Below are 23265 nucleotides of genomic sequence, written 5' to 3' on the forward strand. Positions count from 1 at the left end.
CTATGTCCGGGATCTTTCGAATTCTGTTTCTCATTGGATATTTAATGTGGATCATCCTCGATTATCGCAAAATCAAAAAAGCGAGATCCAAGTCGATGATGGTGATGTACTATACCATTAATGCCGTAACCCTGCTGTTGTTTATTTCGCTACTCGTTAACTACAGACCTCCGACCCCGGTATCGATCTTGAACAATACGGTATACTACTGGGTCAAAGCATGGACAGGAGAGATTTATTATGTCAACACAGGTCATTAGCAGCCGGCAGATGGGATTGATTATTGCTTCCTCCATTATTACCGCAGGGATCATTATCGATCCTCAGCAGTTGGCTCGGAGCACCGGTCATGACGCTATTTTTACGTATTCGGTCTCCTTGCTGTGTTCTTTCCTGATTTGTTATTTCTTCTATTCTCTTGCGAAGAAATTTCCCGGAAAGCATTTGTTCGAGATTACATTTATCATCGCCGGTCGTTGGGCAGGCGGGCTAATCAACGCCTTGTTCATCCTTAATATCTGGTTTATTTTTGCAAGAGATTCCTTTGCCACCACAGCTTTCCTAAGGGCAACCTTGCTGCAGAGAACCCCGCCGGAAATTCTGATCATGCTGTTCGTGATAGTTATGATCTACTATGGAAAATCAAGTGTCGAGGTGACCGCACGGGTGAATGAAATTGTGTTTCCGTTCGCCTTTGTAATCATCCTGCTGTTCCCGCTGCTGCTTGTGAATGAAATTCCGACGGGCCAATGGGAGCCGCTATTCACGCAAACTCCCGCTCAGCTCATCCTTGGAAGCATGCTAAATTCGATTCGCTTTGGAGACTTGATCGTCTTCGGCGCTTTCCTGCATACCGTTCAGAATGCCAAGCATTTATTGACGGGCTTGCGCTTCGGAGTTATCTTATCGGCGTTCTGTCTCACGTATATGATTGCTACGGCTATTGGTGTTTTTGGAGCTGACATTTTGGCCAAGCTGAACTATCCGGTCTATTCATTGGTTGCCCAAATCAACATTACGGATTTCATGGACCGGGTCGATGTGTTCGCCTTCACCATCTATTTTCCGGCGGCGATCATTAATGTGGTACTCTCCTTTACGGCTTTTATTATCGGCATTGCCGCTTTTACGTCCAAGAAAGACTCGACTCTCATTGCCCGTTCGGCCGGCTGGATGCTGCTGCTGACCATTCTCATTACTTTCCGAAACTTTGTCGAGATGGGACGATTCACCTTCTTCTCTTATCCAGCCTACGTCTTAGCTGTGCAGCCGCCGCTGTTCCTGCTTCTTTTCTTTCTTGCGAAGCGCCATCCTTCTGTACCGGTTCCCCAACCAACGTCGGATAACCAGCAGGTCTTTTCGGGCAACAGAGCAAAAAAGCCGCCCAAGCCTCTCCGTTTTTGGATAACCTTTACCAATGGCTCTGTTCTCTTCTCCCTGCTGCTCATCTTGCTGGGCAAGAGCCTTGGGCACCTTTCACCTTGGATCAGAGGTATTGCCGCCATCGGCTACGGAGTTTGTCTGCTGCTGGCACTGCTGGGTTCCGTCAAGGAAAGAAAACGGGCGGAGGCCAGTTAACCACGGAAGACTATGCGCCCCTGGCTTCATCCGGCCTGTAAGCAAGTCATGTGACCGTTTCGCCGCTAATTTATGACTGGAATCACTATGGCTATCGCCGCTTTTCTAGTACAATAGAGAAAACGACGGCACGGGTGGTACGGTATAATGATCCAACTGAGAAAGTGGCACTGGTCCGAATGGGTGCTGTTCGGAATTTATTTGTTATCGGCCGGGGTAAGTGCAGGCTACTGGGCCTATTACAATAGTGATCAATGGACATTGCTCCCCTTGTGGGGCAATTTCTTGTTGGTCTTTGTTATTTTTTTGATTCCAATTCTTTTTTGGAGACCGGGGTACGTCCATATGGGTTGGTTTCCTTTGGTTGTCCTATTGACAATCGGAATCTTTCAGCTTGATGCGTACAGAAGCTTTCCAGAAACGATGGAGTTTCTTTCCTACCCGCTGGTCATAGTCGGTTTTTTGGCTCATCGGATGAATATTTGGTGGACGGTTCCTGTTTTTATTATCGGTTTCCCCTTCGCCGGCATTTGGCTTTTGGACAAACCCGGAGTCTTGGATTTTATCCAGATTTTCTTTTCGAGCGGAATCAGCTTTCTCATCGGGCTGGGGCTGCAGCGGATTCTGTCTTCCCATCTTGGAATGAAGCAGCTTTATGGAGAGAACGTCAAACAGTATGACCTGATCCGCCAGCAAAACGACGCCTTGGAGCAGTATGCCCGGCAAGTGGAAAGCCTGACTCTGTTGGAGGAAAGAAATCGATTGGCCCGTGAGCTGCACGACACGGTAGGCCACACCTTCACTTCCGTCATTATGGGGATGGATGCGGTCTCCTATTTGATCGAAACCCATCCGGATAAAGCCAAGGAGAAGCTGGAGGTGCTCCGCGACGTGACCCGCACCGGGCTGCAGGAAGTCCGCAAAAGCATTCACCAAATTGCTCCGATAGACGATAAAGCGCCGCTGGCTCAGCAAATATCGCGGCTGGCCAATGAATTTGCAATTCATACCGGAACTTCCGTCCGGGTGGAAGCTAATGATGAAGATGGAGACTTCCCCCAACAGCTCAAGCTGACGATCATTCGCTGCCTGCAGGAGGCTCTCACCAATGCCAAGCGGCATGGGCAGGCCACATCTATCATTATCGAGCTGAAATATGACTCCGAGCTAATCTGCCTGATGGTTAAGGATGATGGTCTGGGCTCCGATAAAATTACAACCGGCTTCGGCTTATCGGGAATGAAGGAAAGGCTGGCCGCTTGGAGGGGAAATCTGCAAATTCGATCCTTGAAAGGGCTGGGGACTACCGTTATCTGTACCATTCCATATTCACGGCCAAGCGTCAAATCATAAAGGGGGGAAACAGATGAAAGAGATTCGCTTATTACTGGTCGACGATCAGGATTTAATCCGCGAAAGTCTCCATATTGTATTGGATATGGACCCGGATATCGAGGTGGTCGGACTTGCCGAGAACGGAGAGGTAGCTATCGACCTGTGCGCCAGCCAAAAGCCCACGATCGTCTTGATGGACATTCACATGCCGGTAATGGATGGCGTAGAAGCGACACGGAAGATCAAAAAACAATGGCCGGAAATTCATGTTATCATCCTGACGACTTTTCAGGAGGTCGATTACGTCGTTCAAGCATTGGATTCGGGAGCAGAAGGATATTTGTTAAAGGCTATTCATCCGAGAGAGCTGGCAGCCGGCATTAAGTGGGTGCACAACGGCGGCACGCTAATTCCCCAGGATATCGCCAAGCTGCTCATTACCGAAATTAAAGGGGATGACTCCTCCTCTGCGAATCCCCAACGAATTCCTTCGGCAGCGCATGCGGAAGCACAGCCTCCACTGGCCTACGGGCTTAGCGAGCGGGAGTTGGAGGTGCTGAAATGTATTTCCGAAGGGTTAAATAACAAGGAAATAGCCATTAAGCTGTTTTTGTCGGAAGGCACCGTCAAAAACTACATTTCCAGCATTTATTCCAAGCTGGATGTGCGCGACCGGATGCAGGCAGCTAAAAAAGCAAGCGACGAAGGGATTTTGTAGTGTCTGCCGGCTCCAGGCGACAAGCAAGGGCCGGAAAAAGTTCCGGCCTTTGACTATTCCGGAAGAACTCCTTCCAGCCGTTCCTTCAAAGCCTTTTCGAGATAAGGAGTGACGTGAAGAAACTGCGTAAATTCTCTGTAGCTGGCGGCCAGCTTAGCGATTTGCTCATGAGAGACGGACTGTCGGACGGCACGGATGAGCAAGTTTTTAGGGGTGTGCTCCATATCGATGAACTCCACAATCTGCGTCTTATAGCCAACCAACTCCAGCAATCTTGCCCGGGCCGAATCGGTCGCCAACGCCGACAATCGTTCTTTGATAATGCCGTGATTCAGCATTGGAGCGAGCACAGGGCTGTCTATTTGCGTGAAAAGCTCGTGCTGACAGCAAGGAACCGACAAAATCACCTTTGCCCCCCAACGAACCGCCTTCTCCAATGCCGCATCCGTTGCCGTGTCACAAGCATGCAGAGTCACTACCATATCTACCTGACTCACTTCGTTATATTGGCCTATGTCCCCGACATAGAACTTCAAATTCTTATAATCCAGCCGCTCCGCCAAAGCAGAGCAATGGGTGATCACATCCTCTTTGAGATCCAGGCCGATCGCCCGAATATCCAGCTTTCGGATGTGGACCAAATAATGATACATAGCAAAGGTAAGATAAGATTTACCGCAGCCAAAATCGATAACCGTAAGTGGACGGTCTTTGGGGAGCTCGTTCACGACATCGTCGATCATTTCGAGAAATCGATTAATTTGCCTGAATTTATCATATTTTGCCGCATGGACCTTGCCGCTTCCATTCATCACCCCAAGCTCTGCCAAAAAAGGAACCGGTGTCCCTTCCTCAAGCAGATAACGTTTTTTCCGATTATGGGATAACTCAACGGCCTGCTTGGTCGCTTGTCTTTTCAAAACGGTCGCTTTCCCCTTTTTGTTCACCAGAATTTGGTAATCTGCTCCTTTAGCCTGCCACAGTCCCTGCTTGAACTGCTCGCTCAGCAAATCGGCCAACTGCTTGGCGGCCTGATCGGGGTCAATATTCTCATGAATGACTTTCTGGCCCATCTGATATGTAAATTGATATTTATGTTCCCCTTTAATCAATACCGGCTTTATTTTGACTTTATCCGACTGCCCTGAGACTTTGCTCCGCCGGTTGCTTAAGGTAGCCTGGAGAAGGGCTTGTTGACCTATTAATTCAGCGGCCAGCTCATATACGTTGTCCATTTAAGATTCCACTTCTTTCTTTCGTTGCTACACCTATTATAAACTACAAATCAAGGATTCCCCAACAACAGCCGATGAATCCAGACCTCGCGCAATAAAAAGTAAAGACACTCCTTTTCACGAATGTACGGAAAGGGAATGTCTTCAAAATAAGCGAGGAGCGCCGGCCTGCTGCTTGTATCCATTAATTAGAGCTGTAAATTACTTCTGCCGAACCCCTGTGCTCGGACTGTACATTCCGTCGCTGCCGGTTATCGTCCGGCCCATCTTACCGCCGCTTGAGCTGCCCCCATAAGAGCCTGTCCCTTCCAGGTCCGGGAAAAACCGGGTAGCCAGTGTATTTAACGCCGGAACCAACTGGTCATGTGTCTGCCCCTGCTTGCCCATCTCTTCCAGCTTATTAAGCTGTGTTCGAAATTCATCGTTAGCCGATACGAAAACATGATGCAGCGCCGGGCTGCTCAGCTCTTTTACCTTTAGCGTTATTTTCTGTCTGATGGCTACTGGCATATTAGATAAATCGGAATCCGAGCTGGAGGAGTGCAATTCTCCGCGCGGATGGGCGCCCAGAGTCCCATTTATCGAGTTGTTTGCATTTCTATTTCTGTAATTTCGCGAGCTATCGACATCGAAGTCATACCCGTTCCCAGCCACTCCACTGTGTACTTTAGGAGGAATCTGCCCCCGATAAGGCTCTTCCCTTTGGTTGAGCATTCCGGTTCCGCCATCTGCTCTCGCTTCATCAAGCCGCTTAGCCTGCTCCTCCAATTCCACAGCAACATAAACATAGCTATCCGTAATGACGGTCTTGGCTGAACGCACCTCTTCCATCGCCGCAAGCTGACCATCTAAATAAGAACTCCATTCCATTCTTGTATTATTATGTGGGGAGATTATTCCTGTATTAGTCCGCTCTCCTTGATTTCTACTCAGCTCGCGCATGCCCGGATGTTGTCTTTTTTTTACGCTCTCTTCTATTATTTCCTGCTTGAACTCCCTCCCCCGATAACCGTTGAACCCTTTGGCTTGCTGCTGGCTTGTTGTGCAGCCAGTCAATAAGAGGCCAATTGCGAGTCCGACAGACACCAGCATTTTGGCTTCGATCAGGCGCCGCTTATGGTCCATTTTGCTTCTCCCGCCTTTCATTATTAAGTTTCATATCCAATGGTTCATCATCTGTGTATGAATGGACTAAGGTATCTTTTCTGGAAAGCGTTTGGCTCGCCTTATTATCATTTGGTTTTTCGATAAAATTATGCTGTAGGTAAGACGAGAGTAAAATTTGCCTTTAAACTTTTAGAGTTGCTGGACGGATGGGATTTATCCCGCGTGATGTGCGGGAACGTCTATTTTCGTTATTATCCTGCTGGAAAGCGGCATTCTGCCGATTCAAGTATCCGCAAGCGAGAAAGCAAAAATCGGCGTCGCTTTTCTGGCCGGCTTCGGCTACGGTAAAATTGCGGAGAAGCTGACCTTGCTGACGGAACCCCTGTTTAACGGCAAGAAAACTGAAGCAGGCGACTCTCCGACCAAGTGCGAGCAGCGCTAACCTTCAGGTTTAACGTCATCCATCGCCAGGCTAAAGATGATCCCGCACTGGCCAGCCGCAAACTTTTCCACACTAGCAACAGGCATAATTTTGGACAACGGTATGGATAATAGTAGAGGTTGTTACCAAATTAATTAAAGGAGAATAGCTATGCAACCTTTTCAAGCCAGTCAACAGATCAATCAATGCCGCCAAACCGTCCGTCAAATGATGCAGCAAACGGAACAAGCCAGTATGACGTATCAGCAATTAATGCAGCAGGAACAGCAAAATGCGGTGGAATTAGAGCAAATTGCCCAAAAGGAACGCCATGCGGTTCAAGTCATCCAGACCGTTCTGCAAGGTCACCATACGGCCATGCAGCAAATGCAGCATATAGAACAGTTGTGCAACGACCTGGAGCAAATCATGCACAGCCTGAGCCAAGCGGGACAACAACCCTACGCTACGCAGACCATGGGCTCACGTCCATACTCTCAGCCATCCTATAGACAATAGTCTTCAGCAGCAATCCTCCCTTGGGGCCGTCGAATAAAGACCCCCACATGGGCTTATCTTTAGGCTGTGCGGCCTTAGCTTTATGCAAAATAAAAAAAGACCGGTTTCCAGAGTGGAACCCGGTCTATAAAATAATTTATGGACAATCGATTAAAAACAAAAATAATGCACACGTTAACATAAACAAGTGTAAAGAAGGACTGAAAAAGAATAGCAGGATCGTTCCGCTGTATTGTCCCTCTAAGTCATAGCGAGCTTGTATGAAATATAAAGGTCATCCAACTAGTATGTTCCTTCTGTATCCATAGTTTGCTCTTGTGTCACTTTAACAAATTTGGAATTGCGGATTTTCTCCTGCAGCTTCTCATAATATAAATCTTCATCGATCGGCAATTCCACCCAATCGTCCAGCCAGGAGGATAAATGCATGGCATTGGATAGCGTCAATCCTTTAATCCCTTCAACACCGGGAGCCAATAGGGGAGTTCCTTTAAGGATAGCGTCCGTAAAGTTTTGCGTAATTCCGCTATGACCGGTTTCTTTACCGACGATAGGAATTTCGCATTTCCAGCATTCCGGCTGCCCAAATCCGCCTTTGAATTCAGCATTGAATTGGCGTTCCGGAACTCTGAGCCTCCAGAAGGTGAGAGTATCGTCTTCAATTACGATCTTCCCACGGTCTCCCGTCACCTCGTAACGGTTCGTTCCCGGTGCTTCCCCGGTCGTCGTTACGAATAAGCCCGTAGCCCCATTCTCGTATTCGACATAAGCCGTCACATCATCTTCTACCTCGATGTTGTGGTACTTACCGAATGCACAGAATGCCCTGACCCGGGTCGGCATCATATCAGCGGTCCATTGCCATAAATCCAACTGGTGCGGATCCTGATTCAGCAGTACTCCGCCGCCTTCTCCCGCCCAGGTGGCTCGCCATCCGCCGGAATCGTAATAGCTTTGCGGGCGGTACCAGGTCGTAATGATCCAATTCGTACGGCGAATTTCCCCAAGCTCTCCCGATGTAACCAGGTCCCTCAGCTTCTGATAAAGCGGGTTGGTCCGCTGATTATACATAATTCCGAACAGCTTGTCCGTTTTGAGGGCCGCTTCATTCATTTCGCGAACCTGCTTCGTGTAAACTCCCGCGGGCTTCTCCACCAGAACGTGAAGTCCATGCTCGAAGGCCTGAATAGCAAGTGAAGGATGGTCATAATGCGGGGTTGCGATAAGAACTGCATCAATCTCGCCCGAAGCATACATCGCTTCAACGCTGTCATAAAGCCGAACCTCTTCACCCAGATTGTCTTTGGCCCAGCTTAGCCGCTCGGCTCTGGTGTCGCAGACGGCCGTCAGTTTGGCGCCCTGAATCTTGCCCTGTGCCAAATATTTAGCGTGGGAGGACCCCATGTTCCCGATGCCGATAATTCCAAATCGAACTTTATCCATAGTTACCCTCCTGTCCAATAAAATAATAAATGAATCATGAGTACATTATAAACCAAACCGTCCTCTAAACAAAGAGAGGGTTAAGCAAAGTTCCGCCTTATTGCAATTTAACCAACTTTCGCATACTTCGATTCGACATATTTAACTCTATATAAATACACAAAAGAAGACGATCATTCCGTTCCGAAGGAAAGTGCCCCCGAAGCTTCAAACATCTTGTTTTGTATTCCTTATTTATTGGACAGGCCTTCGGGTGGTAGGAATACAAAGCCAAAACTCGCCCTGGAAGCATCTTTCCTTCTCCACTCCATGATCTATAATATCTTTAGTGCCGTGTATATACATTCGCAAATAATTTATAGAAAACAGCGTTGTCTACTTAAAATTCTGGACAGTTTAAGAAAAAATTTAGTTTTTAATAGACAATTCCTTAACCATTTTGTATTAAAATAATAAATAGAGGAATAAAGTTAGTGAGGGTACCAGGTTGTCATGTCCTATCAAGTGTTGAACATTCAAAGAATCCACCAGGACTTTTGCAGCCCGACCTAAGTCCAGTTCAAGAACGGTCTTAAGTCAATACCGCAATCACCAAAACTATTTTACAATTAGGTTAATGAGAATCGTTGCAAATGGGGTGTTCATAAAGTGAAAGGAAACCGGCAACCAAACATATTAATACTATCCGGCGAACTCGGAGATGGACATAAGCAAGCAGCCAAAGCGATCCTGGAAGCTTCCAGGCTTTATGGTCCAGGTGTGCAAGTGAAGGTTGTGGATTTTATGGAATGGACCCATCCCAAGCTTCATCATATCGGTAAATACTGCTACGCCCAATGGGTCAAGCGTTTCCCCTACATGTATGGGTTCTTGTTTCAAAAAACACGGACGGACAACTCTTTGTCGCAATTATTTAAAAAAATCAAGCTCTTTGACCTTGACCGTATGTTAAAATTGTTAGAAGGGGTTCAGCCTACCGTTGTCGTCAGCACCTTTCCTTCGGCTGCTGCAGCGATGTCTGTACTTAAAAGCCACGGACTGACTCAAGTGCCTACGGTCACGATCATTACCGATCATACCGATCACAGCTACTGGATCCATCCCTATACGGATCGTTATCTTGTCGGCTCCGACGTCGTCCGCGATGCTTTGCTGCTGCATAACGTGAACGAGTATCAAATATCGATTACCGGCATTCCGGTTCGCCCCCAGTTTTCGCAGAAGATGGACCGTAATAAGCTAAGAGCTAAACATGGAATCCATCAGACCATTCCCACCGTTCTTGTTATGGGTGGAGGCTTGGGGATGATAGGTAAAGAATTGACTTCCCTCTTATGGTCCGATCAGCTCTTCCCGACTCCCGTACAGTTTATCGTCGTTTGCGGGCATAATGATAAGCTGAAGCAGCAGTTGGAACTTGACGCGAAACATTCCCCGCATCGGGTCAAATTGACCGGCTATATTGACTATGTTCACGAGTTGATGGCCTTGTCGGACATTGTTATTACGAAACCCGGCGGCCTGACTACTTCCGAAGCAGTCGCGGTAGAGCTTCCTATGCTGCTTTATAAACCGCTGCCGGGCCAGGAGCAAGACAATGCCGCTTATTGGGTACGCTCCGGCGTAGCGATTCAAGCCAAGAAGGAAGAAGAGCTGCACACACAACTGTCTTACGCCCTGCGTCATCCACAATTGTTGAGTGACATGAGAATCAAAGCCGGAACATTCGGAGCTAAGAATGCAGCGCTGAATGCCGTTGACGAAATTATCCGGACAGAGACGGCATGGACGGCTTATCAGCTTCCGGATGCTATCTACGCTGTCCGTTAATCTGTCCAATTTTCCTTAGTGAAGGGGATAAGGGAAATGAGAGAAAAATTGTTATGGGGGGGCCTCGCTTTTCTGGGCCTATATATGATTATTCCTTGGATTATTTCCCGTGTCTTCGGTTGGGGTGTCCATCGTAGAGGGAAACAATCCAGACAGGCGGCATTAACTTTTGATGACGGCCCCGATCCTAATTACACGCCTAAGCTGCTCGATTTACTACAACTATATAACATTAAAGCGACTTTCTTTGTGCTTGGCTCCAAGGCAGAGCAGCATCCTGAGCTGATTCAGAGAATCCACCGGGAAGGACATCAAATCGGGGTTCACAATTATACTCATATGTCTAACTGGCTCATGACTCCCGGTAAGGTAAGAAAGCGCCACGTCGATCATTCCGCCGACATTGTCGAGCGGATTACCGGTGTTAGACCCTCTTTTTACCGGCCTCCGTGGGGAATTCTCAATCTGGGGGATTTTCTGCTTAAGCGCCAATATTCTATTGTCATGTGGTCCTTAATGGCCGGAGACTGGAATGTGAAAACCGTCAAAAAAAGGCTGAGAAAGCTGCTGCTCACCCGGGTGACAGACGGTTCGGTTATTCTTCTGCATGATAGTGGCAAGACGCTTGGGGCCGATCCCGAAGCACCGCATTATATGCTGGAAGCGTTGGGCGAGACGCTGGCCCAGTGGGACCGCTCCTTCGAGTTCGTGCGGATCGACCAGATGTTTCCGGCGCCTGAAAGAAAACCGTCTTCCCCTGCGACAGAGATTGGATGGGTGCGACGATTCTTGCTAAGCTGCTGGTTGCTGTGGGAGCGTTGCTTTGTCCGGTTATTCCATATCACTCCCGTTTCGGAGGAAGATTCGCTCTTTCAGCTGCGCTGCCGGGAATATTACGGAAACCAACCGATCCAACTGAGTGACGGGGTTGTGATTTCCAAGGGAGACCGAATCGCTGAATTACATTTTAACAACGATCTTCTGTTCCAGTTGTCCAGCCAATCCAAAAGCTCGGTCCAGCTAGCTATCCAGATGATCCGCAGAACCGAAGCGATGCTGCCGAAAATTGTCCATCTCCTGCAGACCGATCCCATGTACAAGGATGTCAAGGGATTGTACGGAATCAGCCTGATCCACCGCGGCACGAGTCAGCTAGGGTTTACCGTGATTGATCTGCCCAAAGGAGTATTCTCCTTCGCCACGCAGTACTATCTCAAACTGATGATGTATATTCTGCATCCTCAAGGCAAGCAGAGATTAAAGACGAAACGGGAATTGCTCGTCCCCAAAATTATTGCTATTTCCACCCGTGAGCTGCAAAATCGATATATCGCTTAACTTCGTCGGCGGCGCCTGCCAGGCACCGCCTTTATTTAAATTATTTAACATATGAGATTTATCCAAATTTATCCTATCGTTGGACAAGCCGGCAGGCGAACTTCCACAATCGTCCCCTGGTTCGGCCGGCTGAACAAGCTTAGTTGTCCTCCATGATCCTCTATTATTTTGCGGCTGATGGCCAGCCCCAGACCCGTTCCATTGGCTTTGGTCGTATAAAAGGGAATACTTAATCTCGGGAGTTCTTTAGCCGCTATCCCAATCCCTTCATCGATAAAATGGATCTGCGCGCCCTCCTTCTCAGTCGGCGTAACGACAATGTCCAGGCGTCCTCCGTCCGGCATAGCTTCAATGCCATTCTTCAAAATGTTGATAAACACCTGCTTCAACCGGTTAGCGTCACAGGAGACGGGAACGGCCGCCTTCTCGCTCTGGAGGGAAATATAAACAGGGGGTTCCGATGGCTGGCCCTGGAACAAGGCAACGACCGAATGAAGCACTTCCAGAAGATCGTTCTCTTCAAAATGAGGAGGCTGCGTTCTCGCCAAATACAATAATTCGTTCAAAATTCCGTTAATCCGATTGACTTCCTCCAACATTAGAGGAACCATCTCTCCCCTGCTGTGCTGCTGGTTCATCAATTGAAGATTGCCGGAGATAACGGTAAGCGGATTGCGAATTTCATGAGCGATACCGGCGGCCAATTGCCCGACTAGTGACAGCTTTTCCGTGTTCCGAAGCCGGTTAATCAAATGCAGAGATTTGCGTATGAGTACAATGACGAGACAGAGAACGAGCCCCAGCATTCCCAAATAGGAAATCGATGGGATCTGCGAACGGAAAAGCATATTGTCCAGAATATCAATCGTTCCCGCTACACTGAAACAAACAGTGCCGCAAAGAACAATCTGCGCCTCCCGGTTCCGTTTGATGGACAATACCGTTAAATACAGGATAGTCACCGCCATCGTCACAAAAAGCAGCAATTGATAATAATACAATCCGGTCAACCAATGAATCGCGCCGAAATAAGCCGCTGGCAGAAAAACGAAAGCATACAACAGATGGATCTTGCAAAGGACTTTCATCCACCAAAATATTCCATATTCCTCAAATAATTGTGTCAGCAGGAGAAGAGCCGAGGCGGTTCCGCCTATAAGCGAAATAAGCTCTAAATACATCCAGACCATCGGCGCATCGTAATAAAAATAAATAATGGTCGTTCGGCATATAGTATAAAGGCCAAAACTGACCGAAAACATACTGAAGGATAAGAAAGGCTTGAGCCTTAGCTTGTAATAGGGATACAAGGATAACAGACCCGCCAGAATGTAGAAGCAGCCGAGGATAATCCGATCCGCCTGCTGCTTAAGCAGCCCCAGAATAAAATCAGACCTTGCGGCCAGAGTAGGATATTCGATAATCCCGATATTTTGTGAGCTGGAATACACCTTGATATAAATCATTTCCCCCATCAGTTCTGAAGGAAGAGGAACGATTCTTTCGGGAGTCCCTTGATAGACGTTCCGGGCGTTGCCAATCTGTCCAAATTGGTAAATCATTTGACCGTTTATATAAATTCTGAAGTTCTCGTAAATCCTCACTAACAAGCTGGGATCCTTCCACAACTTCGTCGGAAGCTTCGCCCTTAACCAGAGGATATCCCGCTCTCCCCGATCGGGGGGATTCACCGTCTGTTCAGCAGGAAGCCAGTAGTCGTTAGGAATCCCTTTATAATCCGGTCCGCTCTCCCACATCAGATTCCCGTAGGAGTCTATCGGAAAGTCTCCCCAATGATATTCCCATTCTGTCAGCTCCATGCTGGAATAAGAGGTCCCTTCTTGATCCGCATGAACATAAGAAGAACAGAACCACAAGGCAACGAATAACAAAATCAGTATTCTAAAAAGTTTATTCGATAAACTCATGTTAGACACCATCTCTTGCCATCGTAATTGGAATGGATGCCAAGCGTAAACGGCTGTCGCCGACCTTTAGAAGGCGAAATAACGTTTCGCAATGAATGATAAGCATAATAAATAAGGGTGAATCTTATAAATTCTTATTATTTGAACAAGCTGATTTTATGACCACATATAGAATTTACAAGTTTCTGCTTCCTGAATCCCATCAAATTCTATTTGACGACAAAAACAACCTTTAAACGCGGTCGCTCATCCTCGAAGGACTCCGATAGGAGTTTTTCTCAACGGATACTTACATCCAAAAATTCGACACTATTTTACAAAATCCTTCCTCATTCCTTAAACTATAGTCAATATTTCCCCATTTTTCGACATTATCACTAAAAAATCGTGCGAAAAAAACACAGTCGCAGGATTCCCCCGCAACTGTGTGTTCCTTCCCATCCCGATACGCTATTCTTGTGCACTCGGCTTGGATTCGACATCTGAAGCAGTCCCTGCCTTCGGAGCATCGGACTCCGGCAAGGCGGGCCGCATATTCGATTGGGCCTCCTTGGATGAATTGCCCTTGCTTGTCAACTGCTGAACCAGCTCGTTCAAGTCGATGCCGGAAACATCCTTCAGCATTTCCGGTGCGGTCGCCATAAGCTGGGTTACATAATTGCTTACGCGAGCCGCCCCTTCTCCATTGCCCGTATCGACCACCGTCAGCTTGTCGATCGATCCTAGCGGTTCGGCAATCTTGCCTGCCAAATCCGGCAGCATCTTGACGATGATGTCGAGGACCGCTGCTTCTCCGAACTTCTGGAATGCTTCGGCCAGCTTCTCCTTCGCCTCCGCTTCGGCAAATCCTTTCAGCCGGACAACCTCGGCCTCAGCCGAACCTTTGGCGCGCTCTGCATCGGCAATCGCCAGACCTTCCACCCGTTTTTGCTCGGCAACCGCCTTGGCCTCCGCTTCAATCCGATACTGGAGAGCGTCCGCTTCCCGCATTTTTTTCGCCATTTCGGCCTCAGCCGCTTGAATGACTGCGTAGCGGTCTGCGTCGGCTTTCTTCTTCACCTCGGCGTCATACAGCTTCTCACGAACGAGAATTTCCTTCTCTTGGAGGTCGATTTCCCGATTCTTACGGACCAGCTCTACCTTCATCTGCTCTTCCACGGCCATCTGCTTGGACTTTGCTTCCTGAATGTGATAGGCCTGGTCGGCTTCCGCCTTGGCCGTATCCTGCTCCCGCTTGTAAGAAGCGACCTTCAAGTCGCGTTCTTTCTCCGCTTCCGCAATGCTTGTATCCCGCAGCAGCTCGGCCCTTTGCCCTTGCTCCGAAGCTTTGGCCTTCTGAATCCGGGCATCCCGGATGGCTTCGGCCTCGGCAATGTCCGCATCTCTTTTTACCGCTGCAATCCGCGGCTTCCCGAGCGCTTCCAAATACCCGTGCTTATCCCTCAGGTCTTTAATGGTGAAAGAAACAATTTGCAGGCCCATCTTCATCAAATCCTTGGCCGCGACACCCTGGACCTGCTGAGCGAACTTCTCCCGATTTCGGTAGACCTCCTCCACCGTCATCGTCCCCAGAATGGCGCGCAGATGCCCTTCCAATACTTCCTGAGCTTCTCCTTTGAGCGCCTCAATCGGCTTGCCCATATATTGTTCTGCGGCGGTCGCCACATCTTCGATTGTCCCGCCTATCTTAATGATAGCCACTCCATCGGCCATAACGGGAACCCCTTGCTCCGTATAGACCTCGGGAGTATAGACGTCAAGCTTATGAGAGAGAAGCGACAGAAACTCCGCCTTTTGAAAGACCGGCCATATAAAAGCGCCTCCCCCCCGGACAATCTTCAATTTGCGTCCCGAATCGTCTACTTGAATATTTTTGGAGCCAAGGAAAGATCCTGTCACGACCATAGCCTGATCGGGTCCGACCGTTTTGTAGCGGGCCCAGAAAGCCAGCCCTAGAATAACAATAACCGCGATGATAATACCGGGTATGACTAAGAAATCTGGAATATCATTCATAGATGGTTCTTCTCCTCTCATTCTTATTATGGATCAAATGGGGATACCAACAGCGTCCGCTCCTTCACCTCCACGACAACGATTTTCTTCCCTGCCGGAATGAGCTGCCCGTCGAAACTTGCTGCGATGTGATTACTTACGCCGGCCCCTACTTTAATGACCACCTCTCCGTAGCCATCTTCAGGAATGGAGATAATGGCTTCACCGAGGCTCCCTTTAAGATCATAAATCGAATAGCCGACGGAATTTTCACTGTTGTTCATTGGTTTCACATAGAAGAAATAGATAATGGCTCCACCGATGACCGCTACCCCGACAGCCAGTGTGAGAATGATCCAGACCGCCCACCCGGAATAGCGGGTTAGCAGAATGCCTGCTCCCCCAAATAGAGTCACCGCCCCTGCAATAACCATAGGCTGCAGGAAATCGACAGACAGGAAATCCAGCAATCCGTCCAGAGCGTGGCTCATCACGTCGCCCAACAGCACAGTAACGACAGCAAACAGCAGTCCGAACATTAAGCAACCCCAATATAGCTCCAGCATACCAACACCCTTCTTTCGTGAACATATTATGCGGGTCGTTGAACGGTTTATGTAAGTAAATACGTACTACCGGGCATTATGTTTCAAAAAGCTGCAAAATCCCCCAACAAATTGTCGAGGGATGGCAGCTGACAGCCTTATAGAGACGCTCGAATTTGCCGGGCAGCCTGCACCATATGCTTCAGAGACTGAACCGTTTCTTCCTTGGCGCGGGTTTTCAGGCCGCAATCGGGATTAATCCAGAACAGGGAAGGCGGCAGCACTTGCAGGGCTTGCCGGATGAGAGCGGACATCTCTTCCACGGAAGGCACTCGCGGACTATGGATATCGTAGACTCCTAATCCAATGCCTTTATCATACGTAACAGACCCGAACGATTCCAACAGCTCTCCGTGACTTCGTGACGTTTCAATGGAGATCACGTCGGCATCCATCTCACGAATTGCGTCGATGGAATCGCTAAATTCGCAATAGCACATATGGGTATGAATCTGGGTGCTGTCTTCCACGCCGGAGGTGGTCAAGCGGAAGGCTTCCACCGCCCAGTTTAAATATTCCTCATGGTCCTCTTTCTTGAGCGGCAGCCCTTCCCGAACGGCCGGCTCATCGACCTGAATCATCCGGATTCCGGCCTTCTCCAGGCCTTCGACTTCCTTCCTCAGCGCCAGAGCCAGCTGCTCGGCGACCTCCTTGCGGGGAAGATCGTCGCGGACGAAAGACCAGTTCAAGACCGTCACGGGTCCGGTCAGCATTCCTTTAACCGGCTTATTGGTCAAAGATTGTGCGTATACCGTTTCCTCCACGGTCATAGGCTCCACGAAATCTACATTGCCCCAGATAATCGGCGGTTTGACACAGCGGGAGCCATAGGATTGCACCCAGCCGTTCGCGGTAAAGGCGAAGCCCGCCAGCTTCTCGCCAAAAAATTCGACCATATCCGTCCGCTCAAATTCGCCATGAACGAGAACGTCCAGTCCTATTTGCTCCTGAATGGCGATCCATTCGCCAATCTGCTCGCGAATGAACGCGGCGTACTGCTCCTTGCTCCACTCGCCTTTGCGCCACTGCCTTCTGGCCCTGCGGACCTCCGCCGTTTGCGGGAAGCTTCCGATCGTCGTTGTCGGCAGCACCGGCAGCCCCAACGCCTCCTGCTGCAGCTGCCGGCGCTCGGCAAAAGGTGCCCTTGGCTTCGCGGCAAGAACCGCCCGGCCCACCTCGACCGAGCGGACAGCTCTTTGCGGCGATTCGTTCAGCGCTTGCAGCGCCTTGCGGCTGGACGCCAGGCTCTCCTTCACGTCAGCCTGTTCGTGTCCCACGCGTACCGCTTGTGTTAACGCAACGACTTCGGTCAGCTTCTCATCGGCATAAGCAAGTGCGTTTCTAAGCTCCGCCGGCAGAGCGGTTTCCGCCTCCAAATTAATCGGCACATGCAGCAAGCTGCAGGAAGGCTGCACGATCATCCGCTCATAAGGGACGTAACGGGAGATCGACTCCAGAAGTTCCAGCCGATCGTCCAGATCGCTGCGCCATATGTTTCTTCCGTCCACCACTCCCGCTGCCAGCACCTTATCTGCAGGAAATCCATGCTTCTCCAGCGACGCCAAGTTGCGGCTGCGTCCATGCACAAAATCCAGCCCTATCGCCTGCACCGGCAAAGAAATCAATTCCGGATAATGCTCAGCGGAATCAAAATAAGTTTGCAGCAGAATGTCTAGCTTCGGAGCCGAGGAATGAAGGTATTGATAGCTTTCCTGAACCATCTTCATCTCTTCCTGCGGCACAGTAGTGACCAGAGCCGGCTCATCCACCTGGACCCATTGAACCCCTTCCCGCTCCAGTTCCTGCAGGAGCTGAGCATAAACAGGCAGCAGGGATTCAAGCACCTCTTTAAAGCGTTCCCGTTCATACCCTTTGGAAAGCTTCAGGAACGTATACGGACCGATCACAACGGGCCTGCCGTCTATTCCCAGTGTCTCCTTCGCTTCCTTGTACAGAGCCAGGAGACGATTCTCCACAAGCTCCGGGGAGCGATCACCGAATTCGGGAACAATATAGTGATAATTAGTATTAAACCATTTGGTCATTTCGCAAGCTGGAGTCGACTGATTTCCCCGCGCCATTGCGAAATAAGTGGCCAGAGAAACCGCTCCTCCCGAATGTCCAAACCGCTCCGGGACGATGCCGAACATAGCGGCTGTGTCCAGCATGGAATCATAGAAGGAAAAATCCCCCACAGAAATCCAGTCGATCCCTGCTTCCTTCTGCTTCCGCAAATGCTCAAGACGAATGTTTTTCATTTCATTAAGCAAAGCTTTTTCCTCCAGCTTGCCCCCCCAGTAGGCCTCCAGATGCTTTTTCCACTCTCTTTTCTCACCAATCCGTGGATACCCCAGATTGCCGCTTGTCAAACCCGCTTTGATAGATCCACCCATCTTCGTATCTCCTCTCCTTCGTATCTCAACTGAAAAAATTCAGATACAGCGTTCTGCTTCCAGTTGAATTCAATCACTTCTTCATAGCCATTCCATGAACCAAACTATCAAGCAACAAAAAAAGGACATCTCCGCCTAAAGAAAAATGAATGGCGAAAATGTCCCAGCTATTGTGGCAACTGGACTGTCATAAACACCCGCCTATCTCCCGTAGGTTTCATTTAGTGTTGTTGGAACAGGCAGGTCTCCTGGCTTGAGGTTCATCATCACAGCAGCCTTCCCGGTCTGGCAGACCAGTGACATCATTAGCTATGACTTCCCTGTTACAGTGGCGGGACCGCTTCGGATTTGCACCGATATTCCCTTTTAAGCTTGCACAAGCTGGGCCGGCAAGCACCTATTCCCTCATATTCAATTGGAATAATGAGACTTATTGAAAACTATACAAGAGATTGCATATTTAATCAACACATTCTACGAATTCTTGTATATTTCTAGTATAGCGCTTCATGCGGTGCCGAAGTCAACCTTAACGCGGCTCAACGGCTAAATACTAGAGCACCGCTTTTCATTCTTGCCCCAATATGGTACTTTATTGGCATTGGAAAAGTATCGTGATAAAGGGGATCGGACAACGTTGAACTCAAAATCTTCGCCAGAAGGCGATAAGGTAATCATTGTAGCCGGTGGAAGCTTGGGAGACTGGGCTATCCGGGAAATCGAACGGGCGGATAAATACATTGGAGCGGATAGGGGAGCGGAATTTCTCGTCCTGCATGGTTATGAACCGGATCTGGCGATCGGCGATTTCGATTCCCTCCAGCAACTGGATACCGAGCAAGTTCGCCAAGCCAGTAAGCGTTGGGTGGATTGCGATCCGGTCATGAAGGACTATACTGATACAGAAATGGCCTTTAACGAAGCTTTAGCCCTCAAGCCTTCCGAAATTATTCTGATCGGAGCGACCGGTACCCGCCTGGATCATTCCCTGGCCAACCTCCATCTGCTGGTCCAAGGGCTGGAAGCGCGAATCCGCTGCAAAATCGTCGACGCCAGCAATGAAATAACTTTGATCGACGATGAATTAATGGTCTTCCCTAACGAATATAAATATCTTTCCCTTCTCCCTCTTTCGGAGGAGGTCCACGGCATTACGTTGGAAGGCTTTTTGTACCCATTGAAGGATGCCTCACTGAAAATAGGTCAGACTCTGGGAATCAGCAATATCGTGACAGCCGGCGTGGGCCGCATTACATTGGCCAAGGGGAAGCTTCTAGTCATCCGAAGCAAGGATAATTAATCCTCTTTCTTCCAATATAGAGTGGTTTGAACCCTTCTGTTTTCGTTTCTTCAACAGGTGAATATTGCAAATCCCCCTGGTCCCTGCTTCTTCAGATGAGTTAGATCATGTAAATCATTCTACTGTCTCTGTCAGATGAGACGAATAATATGAATTACTTTGTCTTCTTCTGCGATTTTGATCAAATGATTGCCCCGGTCGTATGCAATTTGGCAAGTGCCGAAGCTCATCATCGGCTCGGCCCCCAGTCCGTAAAAAATATCATCGGCCAAGGTGGTTATACAATCCCTGCGCTCCTGATCATTCATCTCCATCCATTCCTCCGTGCTCATTTCAAACAGCTCGTTGCAGTTTTTCAATCCGCACATCGCACCGGTTAGATCCTCAATAATTTCCTCGTATTCTCTTCCGAACTTAACACCCATATCCAGCTTCCTTTCCTATCAAACTATTCTATATATGTTGAACTAAACTAAAGAATAGTTCTCATTCCGTTCCGAAGGAAAGTGCCTCCGAAGCTTCAAACATCTTGTTTTGTATTCCTTCTATTTGGATGGGCCTACGGATGGTAGGAATACAAAGCCAAAACTCGCCCTGGAAGCATCTTTCTTTCTCCACTTCATGAGCTATTCAATCATTAGTTCAATTTATATAGTCTATTTGTAATTATTGACAATTCAAATGATAATAACCATTCCGGTCAGTAAAAACAGCCTTTACATCTCTATTTACCCTGCGCCATCATTATAAACCATTTTGCCGCTTCTGTTTCAAGCGATTTTGCCCGGTTTACATAATATATAGGACAAGTTAGTTATTCCTCTTGGACAAAGCAGCTCTAAAGAGACTTCAGGATTAACCGGTTATAGCATGACCTGAGCTGGGTTGGGTAACCCTAAGCTTAGAAAGCTGGAGACCGGCGGTTGCCGGATTTGATTTTTTCCAGGCTGCTGTTGGTTCAATAATCTCGTTCTCCAAGCGGGATTATGCAGCGCTTGAACTCGTCTTACGTCCTGACGGATTGGGAGAAAAATCCGGACTCGCGAGAAGGACCTGATCCTGACAAGCATCCGCTTGACCCAAGAGTGGTAAAAGCAAGGCCGGTAATGGAGTGCTGGCTGCGCCGGCTTCTCCATACGCACTGGGTGAATTTACTACAACAATAAAGGCGAAGGAGAGGAAAGCGATGGCTAGAAATGGTGTATGGGTAGGAACAATGATCGGTGCGGCAGTAGGTGCCGCAGGCGCACTTCTATTGGCCCCCAAAAGCGGTGCGGAAATGCGGCAAGATATTGCGAAGGGCTGCAGGACCGTAACAACCAGGACCAGGAAGGCCGCTTCCCAAATCGGGCGCAAGACTCAAGATATCGCTAGCAGCGTAGCGACCCAAACGGCTGAAGTTTTTGACAAGGCCAAGCAAGCGGCGGCCGCGACTAAAACCCAAGCTTCCGAGGTCATGGAACAAACGAAGGAAGCCACGCAAAACGTCATGAAGGACGTTAAAGCGAACAATTCGTCGAAAGCCGATCAGCCAAACCATCATTAATGCTTTATGAACCGAACAGCGATAAGCCGGTCATCCGGCTTTCAGCTTGCGGGGTTCAGCCCTCTTTCCGCAAGGGAAGAGCTGACTTCGCAAGCTTTTTCCGTTCGAAAAAGGCATATTTTACGTAAAGACATGCAGTTGTGCACGTCATATACAGAGAATTCGCTAAAAATCGAAAAAGACCTGCAAAGATACACGTCATTCCCCGCAAAAAGAGGAAAACGGGCCAAATCGCTAAATTCACCTGCACTTTTGCACGTGATTCGCTGATTTCCACCAAGAACTCATTAAAGACCTGCATTTCTGCATTTGTTTCACTGAGCAACATATGTGTAATTTCCAACCGCATTTTGCGGGGGCGGGTTGCGGGGTCTTACTCCGGTCCTGATTTGGGACCGGGTTTTGAGTCCGGGTGCGGGCTTCGATTCCGGGTGCGGGTTCTATTAACTTTTATCCCCGGACTTCAAAAAATTCCTTCTCTTTCCTATCACAAGGTACCTTGCTCTGCAAAGTACCTTGTGATATTCTAGCTTATAGAGAGAGGGGGACCCCTTATGGATATGTCGGAATGGACCTCCCAATTGCGGCGTGGCATTCTGGAATATTGCATTATGCTGCTTATTAGTCAAGCGCCGAGATATGGGTATGAATTAGTTACTCTATTGGAGAATCGTGAACCTCTTTCAGTTACAGAGGGGACATTGTATCCTTTGCTGCGAAGATTGCAAAAAGAAAAGTACATCGAATCCCACTGGAAGGAATCCGAGTCGGGTCCTCCGCGCAAATACTACAGTCTCACCCCAGCCGGACATCAATTGCTGACCTCCATGTCTGTGGAATGGCACAAGCTGGCCGTATCGGTTCATCATATTCAATTGCATAAAGGAGAGGAAGTGCAATGAGTCCACAAGGAAGAGCCTATTTGGAAGCCTTGTATAATCATCTGGCTCCGATGCCGGAAGAAGAGCGTATGGACGCTGTCAGAGAAATAGAAAGCCACTTGGAAGAAGGAATTAAAAACGGGCAATCGGAGTCGGTTCTCCTAAACAAGCTGGGGGATGCCCGCAAGCTGGCCAGGGCTTATATAGGGGATTACTATGTATCGGAGAGCCCCGGTCGCTCCCTAACCTGGCAGGAGGGGCTCCGGAAGATAGGGTTCTTCATTTCGTCAGGCTTCGTCAGTATGTTCGTCATTCCGATCCTCGCTGTCCTGGCCGGTGGACTGGCCTTCAGTGCAGGGGTGGCCGTGCTGGGCGGAATCCTCCGGACGATGGGATTAACCTGGATTCAGATGCAAGTGGCCCCGGGAATCGAGGTTCCCGTCGAGTACAGCTTTATTGTCGGAGGAATAGCAGGCGGTATACTGTTCTTGCTGGCCTTCCTATGCTGGAAGGGCCTTCGTTCCTATCTAAGGTTCCTATCCAGCAAATATCGGAGCTTTCTGCCCATCCAGCGGATATAAAATCAGCTTATGTGCTTGTGCTTATAAAGCAGCCTGGACGAAGGATCGTTCTCTCCACTTAGCAACCATCCGTGAGCTTAATCAAGCCCGGCCCCATTATACAGGATGCTGCTAGAGGAAAGATTCCCGCAATCCAGACTGCTTCTTGAATTACTTGGCGGCATTCTTATTTGTGGACAGCCATGCGGACAGCTTGTCCAATCCATCCGAGTTCAGATTGCCCGCCAGACAGATCGGCTCCCGGTCCGGCTTGACGAAGCTCCGTTCCTTCAAATAATACCCCTGCTCTCTGGCCAGCGTATATAACTTGCAGAAATGCTCTGCCGCCCGAACGGCCTGCTCCCTTGAAGGATAAGTCTCCAGAGCGTTTCCCAAGCCTAACGGATTTGCAGTCGACTGAATGGCCAGCTCATAAGCACCCTCATCTATTTCTTTAACCATCACTTCACTATCAAAACAAGGAATGTTATATAGTACGGAAACCATTACTATCCACCGCCTTTGGGTTAGAA

The 23265-nt window shown here is 48.8% G+C and carries 20 protein-coding genes and 1 riboswitch; of the genes, 11 read left to right on the plus strand and 9 right to left on the minus strand.

Annotation, left to right across the window (positions count from 1 at the left end):
• Nucleotides 1-2: 2 nt before the first annotated feature.
• The 4 genes from KJS69_RS15950 (at nucleotide 3) to KJS69_RS15965 (ending at nucleotide 3631) form a co-directional block, all read left to right on the plus strand.
• Nucleotides 3-260 (plus strand): hypothetical protein, encoded by a 258-nt coding sequence (locus KJS69_RS15950; protein ID WP_213584783.1) that lies wholly within the window; start codon nucleotides 3-5, stop codon nucleotides 258-260.
• Nucleotides 241-1578 carry a GerAB/ArcD/ProY family transporter gene (locus tag KJS69_RS15955; protein ID WP_213584784.1) on the plus strand — a complete coding sequence of 446 codons (1338 nt, stop codon included), beginning with the start codon at nucleotides 241-243 and terminating at the stop codon, nucleotides 1576-1578. The genes KJS69_RS15950 and KJS69_RS15955 overlap by 20 nt, the downstream gene beginning before the upstream one ends.
• A gap of 147 nt (nucleotides 1579-1725) precedes the next feature.
• Nucleotides 1726-2931: a sensor histidine kinase gene (locus tag KJS69_RS15960; protein ID WP_213584785.1), complete on the plus strand. Its 1206-nt coding sequence runs from the start codon at nucleotides 1726-1728 to the stop codon at nucleotides 2929-2931.
• A gap of 13 nt (nucleotides 2932-2944) precedes the next feature.
• Nucleotides 2945-3631 carry a response regulator transcription factor gene (locus KJS69_RS15965; protein WP_213584786.1) on the plus strand — a complete coding sequence of 229 codons (687 nt, stop codon included), beginning with the start codon at nucleotides 2945-2947 and terminating at the stop codon, nucleotides 3629-3631.
• A 53-nt stretch (nucleotides 3632-3684) separates the two neighbouring features.
• Here KJS69_RS15965 and KJS69_RS15970 read toward each other — a convergent pair whose 3' ends face one another.
• Together KJS69_RS15970 and KJS69_RS15975 are read right to left on the minus strand one after the other, a co-directional pair.
• Entirely contained in the window at nucleotides 3685-4866 is a 1182-nt protein-coding gene (locus KJS69_RS15970) for a class I SAM-dependent methyltransferase (RefSeq protein ID WP_213584787.1), read from the minus strand.
• 201 nt (nucleotides 4867-5067) lie between these two features.
• The gene (locus KJS69_RS15975) at nucleotides 5068-5991 is read right to left on the minus strand and encodes a YhcN/YlaJ family sporulation lipoprotein (protein ID WP_213584788.1); all 924 of its coding nucleotides are present in this window, start codon (nucleotides 5989-5991) and stop codon (nucleotides 5068-5070) included.
• A 574-nt stretch (nucleotides 5992-6565) separates the two neighbouring features.
• Here KJS69_RS15975 and KJS69_RS15980 point away from each other — a divergent pair.
• Nucleotides 6566-6913 (plus strand): hypothetical protein, encoded by a 348-nt coding sequence (locus KJS69_RS15980; RefSeq protein WP_249730555.1) that lies wholly within the window; start codon nucleotides 6566-6568, stop codon nucleotides 6911-6913.
• 282 nt (nucleotides 6914-7195) lie between these two features.
• On the opposite strand, the gene KJS69_RS15985 is transcribed toward KJS69_RS15980, so the two are convergent.
• Complete coding sequence (locus KJS69_RS15985; protein ID WP_213584789.1) at nucleotides 7196-8356, minus strand: Gfo/Idh/MocA family protein; 1161 nt, start codon at nucleotides 8354-8356, stop codon at nucleotides 7196-7198.
• A 648-nt stretch (nucleotides 8357-9004) separates the two neighbouring features.
• Between KJS69_RS15985 and KJS69_RS15990 the strand changes: the two genes are divergently transcribed.
• Together KJS69_RS15990 and KJS69_RS15995 are read left to right on the plus strand one after the other, a co-directional pair.
• Complete coding sequence (locus KJS69_RS15990; RefSeq protein WP_213584790.1) at nucleotides 9005-10186, plus strand: MGDG synthase family glycosyltransferase; 1182 nt, start codon at nucleotides 9005-9007, stop codon at nucleotides 10184-10186.
• A gap of 36 nt (nucleotides 10187-10222) precedes the next feature.
• Nucleotides 10223-11524: a polysaccharide deacetylase family protein gene (locus tag KJS69_RS15995; protein ID WP_213584791.1), complete on the plus strand. Its 1302-nt coding sequence runs from the start codon at nucleotides 10223-10225 to the stop codon at nucleotides 11522-11524.
• Between the two features lie 68 nt (nucleotides 11525-11592).
• Here the strand turns inward: KJS69_RS15995 and KJS69_RS16000 are convergent, their stop codons facing one another.
• The 4 genes from KJS69_RS16000 to metE form a co-directional block, all read right to left on the minus strand.
• Nucleotides 11593-13452 (minus strand): ATP-binding protein, encoded by a 1860-nt coding sequence (locus KJS69_RS16000; protein WP_213584792.1) that lies wholly within the window; start codon nucleotides 13450-13452, stop codon nucleotides 11593-11595.
• A gap of 450 nt (nucleotides 13453-13902) precedes the next feature.
• On the minus strand, nucleotides 13903-15468 hold the full coding sequence (locus KJS69_RS16005; protein ID WP_213584793.1) for a flotillin lipid rafts scaffold protein FloT: 1566 nt from the start codon (nucleotides 15466-15468) through the stop codon (nucleotides 13903-13905).
• A gap of 26 nt (nucleotides 15469-15494) precedes the next feature.
• The gene (locus KJS69_RS16010) at nucleotides 15495-16013 is read right to left on the minus strand and encodes an NfeD family membrane protein (protein WP_213584794.1); all 519 of its coding nucleotides are present in this window, start codon (nucleotides 16011-16013) and stop codon (nucleotides 15495-15497) included.
• 137 nt (nucleotides 16014-16150) lie between these two features.
• The gene (metE, locus tag KJS69_RS16015; RefSeq protein WP_213584795.1) at nucleotides 16151-18445 is read right to left on the minus strand and encodes a 5-methyltetrahydropteroyltriglutamate--homocysteine S-methyltransferase; all 2295 of its coding nucleotides are present in this window, start codon (nucleotides 18443-18445) and stop codon (nucleotides 16151-16153) included.
• Nucleotides 18446-18666: 221 nt separating this feature from the next.
• Nucleotides 18667-18861: riboswitch (cobalamin riboswitch) on the minus strand.
• A gap of 221 nt (nucleotides 18862-19082) precedes the next feature.
• Here metE and KJS69_RS16020 point away from each other — a divergent pair.
• Entirely contained in the window at nucleotides 19083-19745 is a 663-nt protein-coding gene (locus KJS69_RS16020) for a thiamine diphosphokinase (protein WP_213584796.1), read from the plus strand.
• A gap of 131 nt (nucleotides 19746-19876) precedes the next feature.
• Here the strand turns inward: KJS69_RS16020 and KJS69_RS16025 are convergent, their stop codons facing one another.
• Nucleotides 19877-20170 carry a hypothetical protein gene (locus KJS69_RS16025; RefSeq protein ID WP_213584797.1) on the minus strand — a complete coding sequence of 98 codons (294 nt, stop codon included), beginning with the start codon at nucleotides 20168-20170 and terminating at the stop codon, nucleotides 19877-19879.
• A 761-nt stretch (nucleotides 20171-20931) separates the two neighbouring features.
• On the opposite strand from KJS69_RS16025, the gene KJS69_RS16030 reads away from it, so the two are divergent.
• The 3 genes from KJS69_RS16030 to KJS69_RS16040 all read left to right on the plus strand — a co-directional run bounded on the left by KJS69_RS16030 (nucleotide 20932) and on the right by KJS69_RS16040 (nucleotide 22753).
• Nucleotides 20932-21291 (plus strand): YtxH domain-containing protein, encoded by a 360-nt coding sequence (locus KJS69_RS16030; protein WP_213584798.1) that lies wholly within the window; start codon nucleotides 20932-20934, stop codon nucleotides 21289-21291.
• A 554-nt stretch (nucleotides 21292-21845) separates the two neighbouring features.
• Nucleotides 21846-22193 (plus strand): PadR family transcriptional regulator, encoded by a 348-nt coding sequence (locus tag KJS69_RS16035; protein WP_213584799.1) that lies wholly within the window; start codon nucleotides 21846-21848, stop codon nucleotides 22191-22193.
• Nucleotides 22190-22753 carry a DUF1700 domain-containing protein gene (locus KJS69_RS16040; protein WP_213584800.1) on the plus strand — a complete coding sequence of 188 codons (564 nt, stop codon included), beginning with the start codon at nucleotides 22190-22192 and terminating at the stop codon, nucleotides 22751-22753. The genes KJS69_RS16035 and KJS69_RS16040 overlap by 4 nt, the downstream gene beginning before the upstream one ends.
• A 150-nt stretch (nucleotides 22754-22903) precedes the next feature.
• On the opposite strand, the gene KJS69_RS16045 is transcribed toward KJS69_RS16040, so the two are convergent.
• Nucleotides 22904-23239: a hypothetical protein gene (locus KJS69_RS16045; protein WP_213584801.1), complete on the minus strand. Its 336-nt coding sequence runs from the start codon at nucleotides 23237-23239 to the stop codon at nucleotides 22904-22906.
• Nucleotides 23240-23265 lie beyond the last annotated feature (26 nt).

The sequence above is a fragment of the Paenibacillus sp. J2TS4 genome, from assembly GCF_018403245.1.
Lineage (GTDB): Bacteria > Bacillota > Bacilli > Paenibacillales > NBRC-103111 > Paenibacillus_L.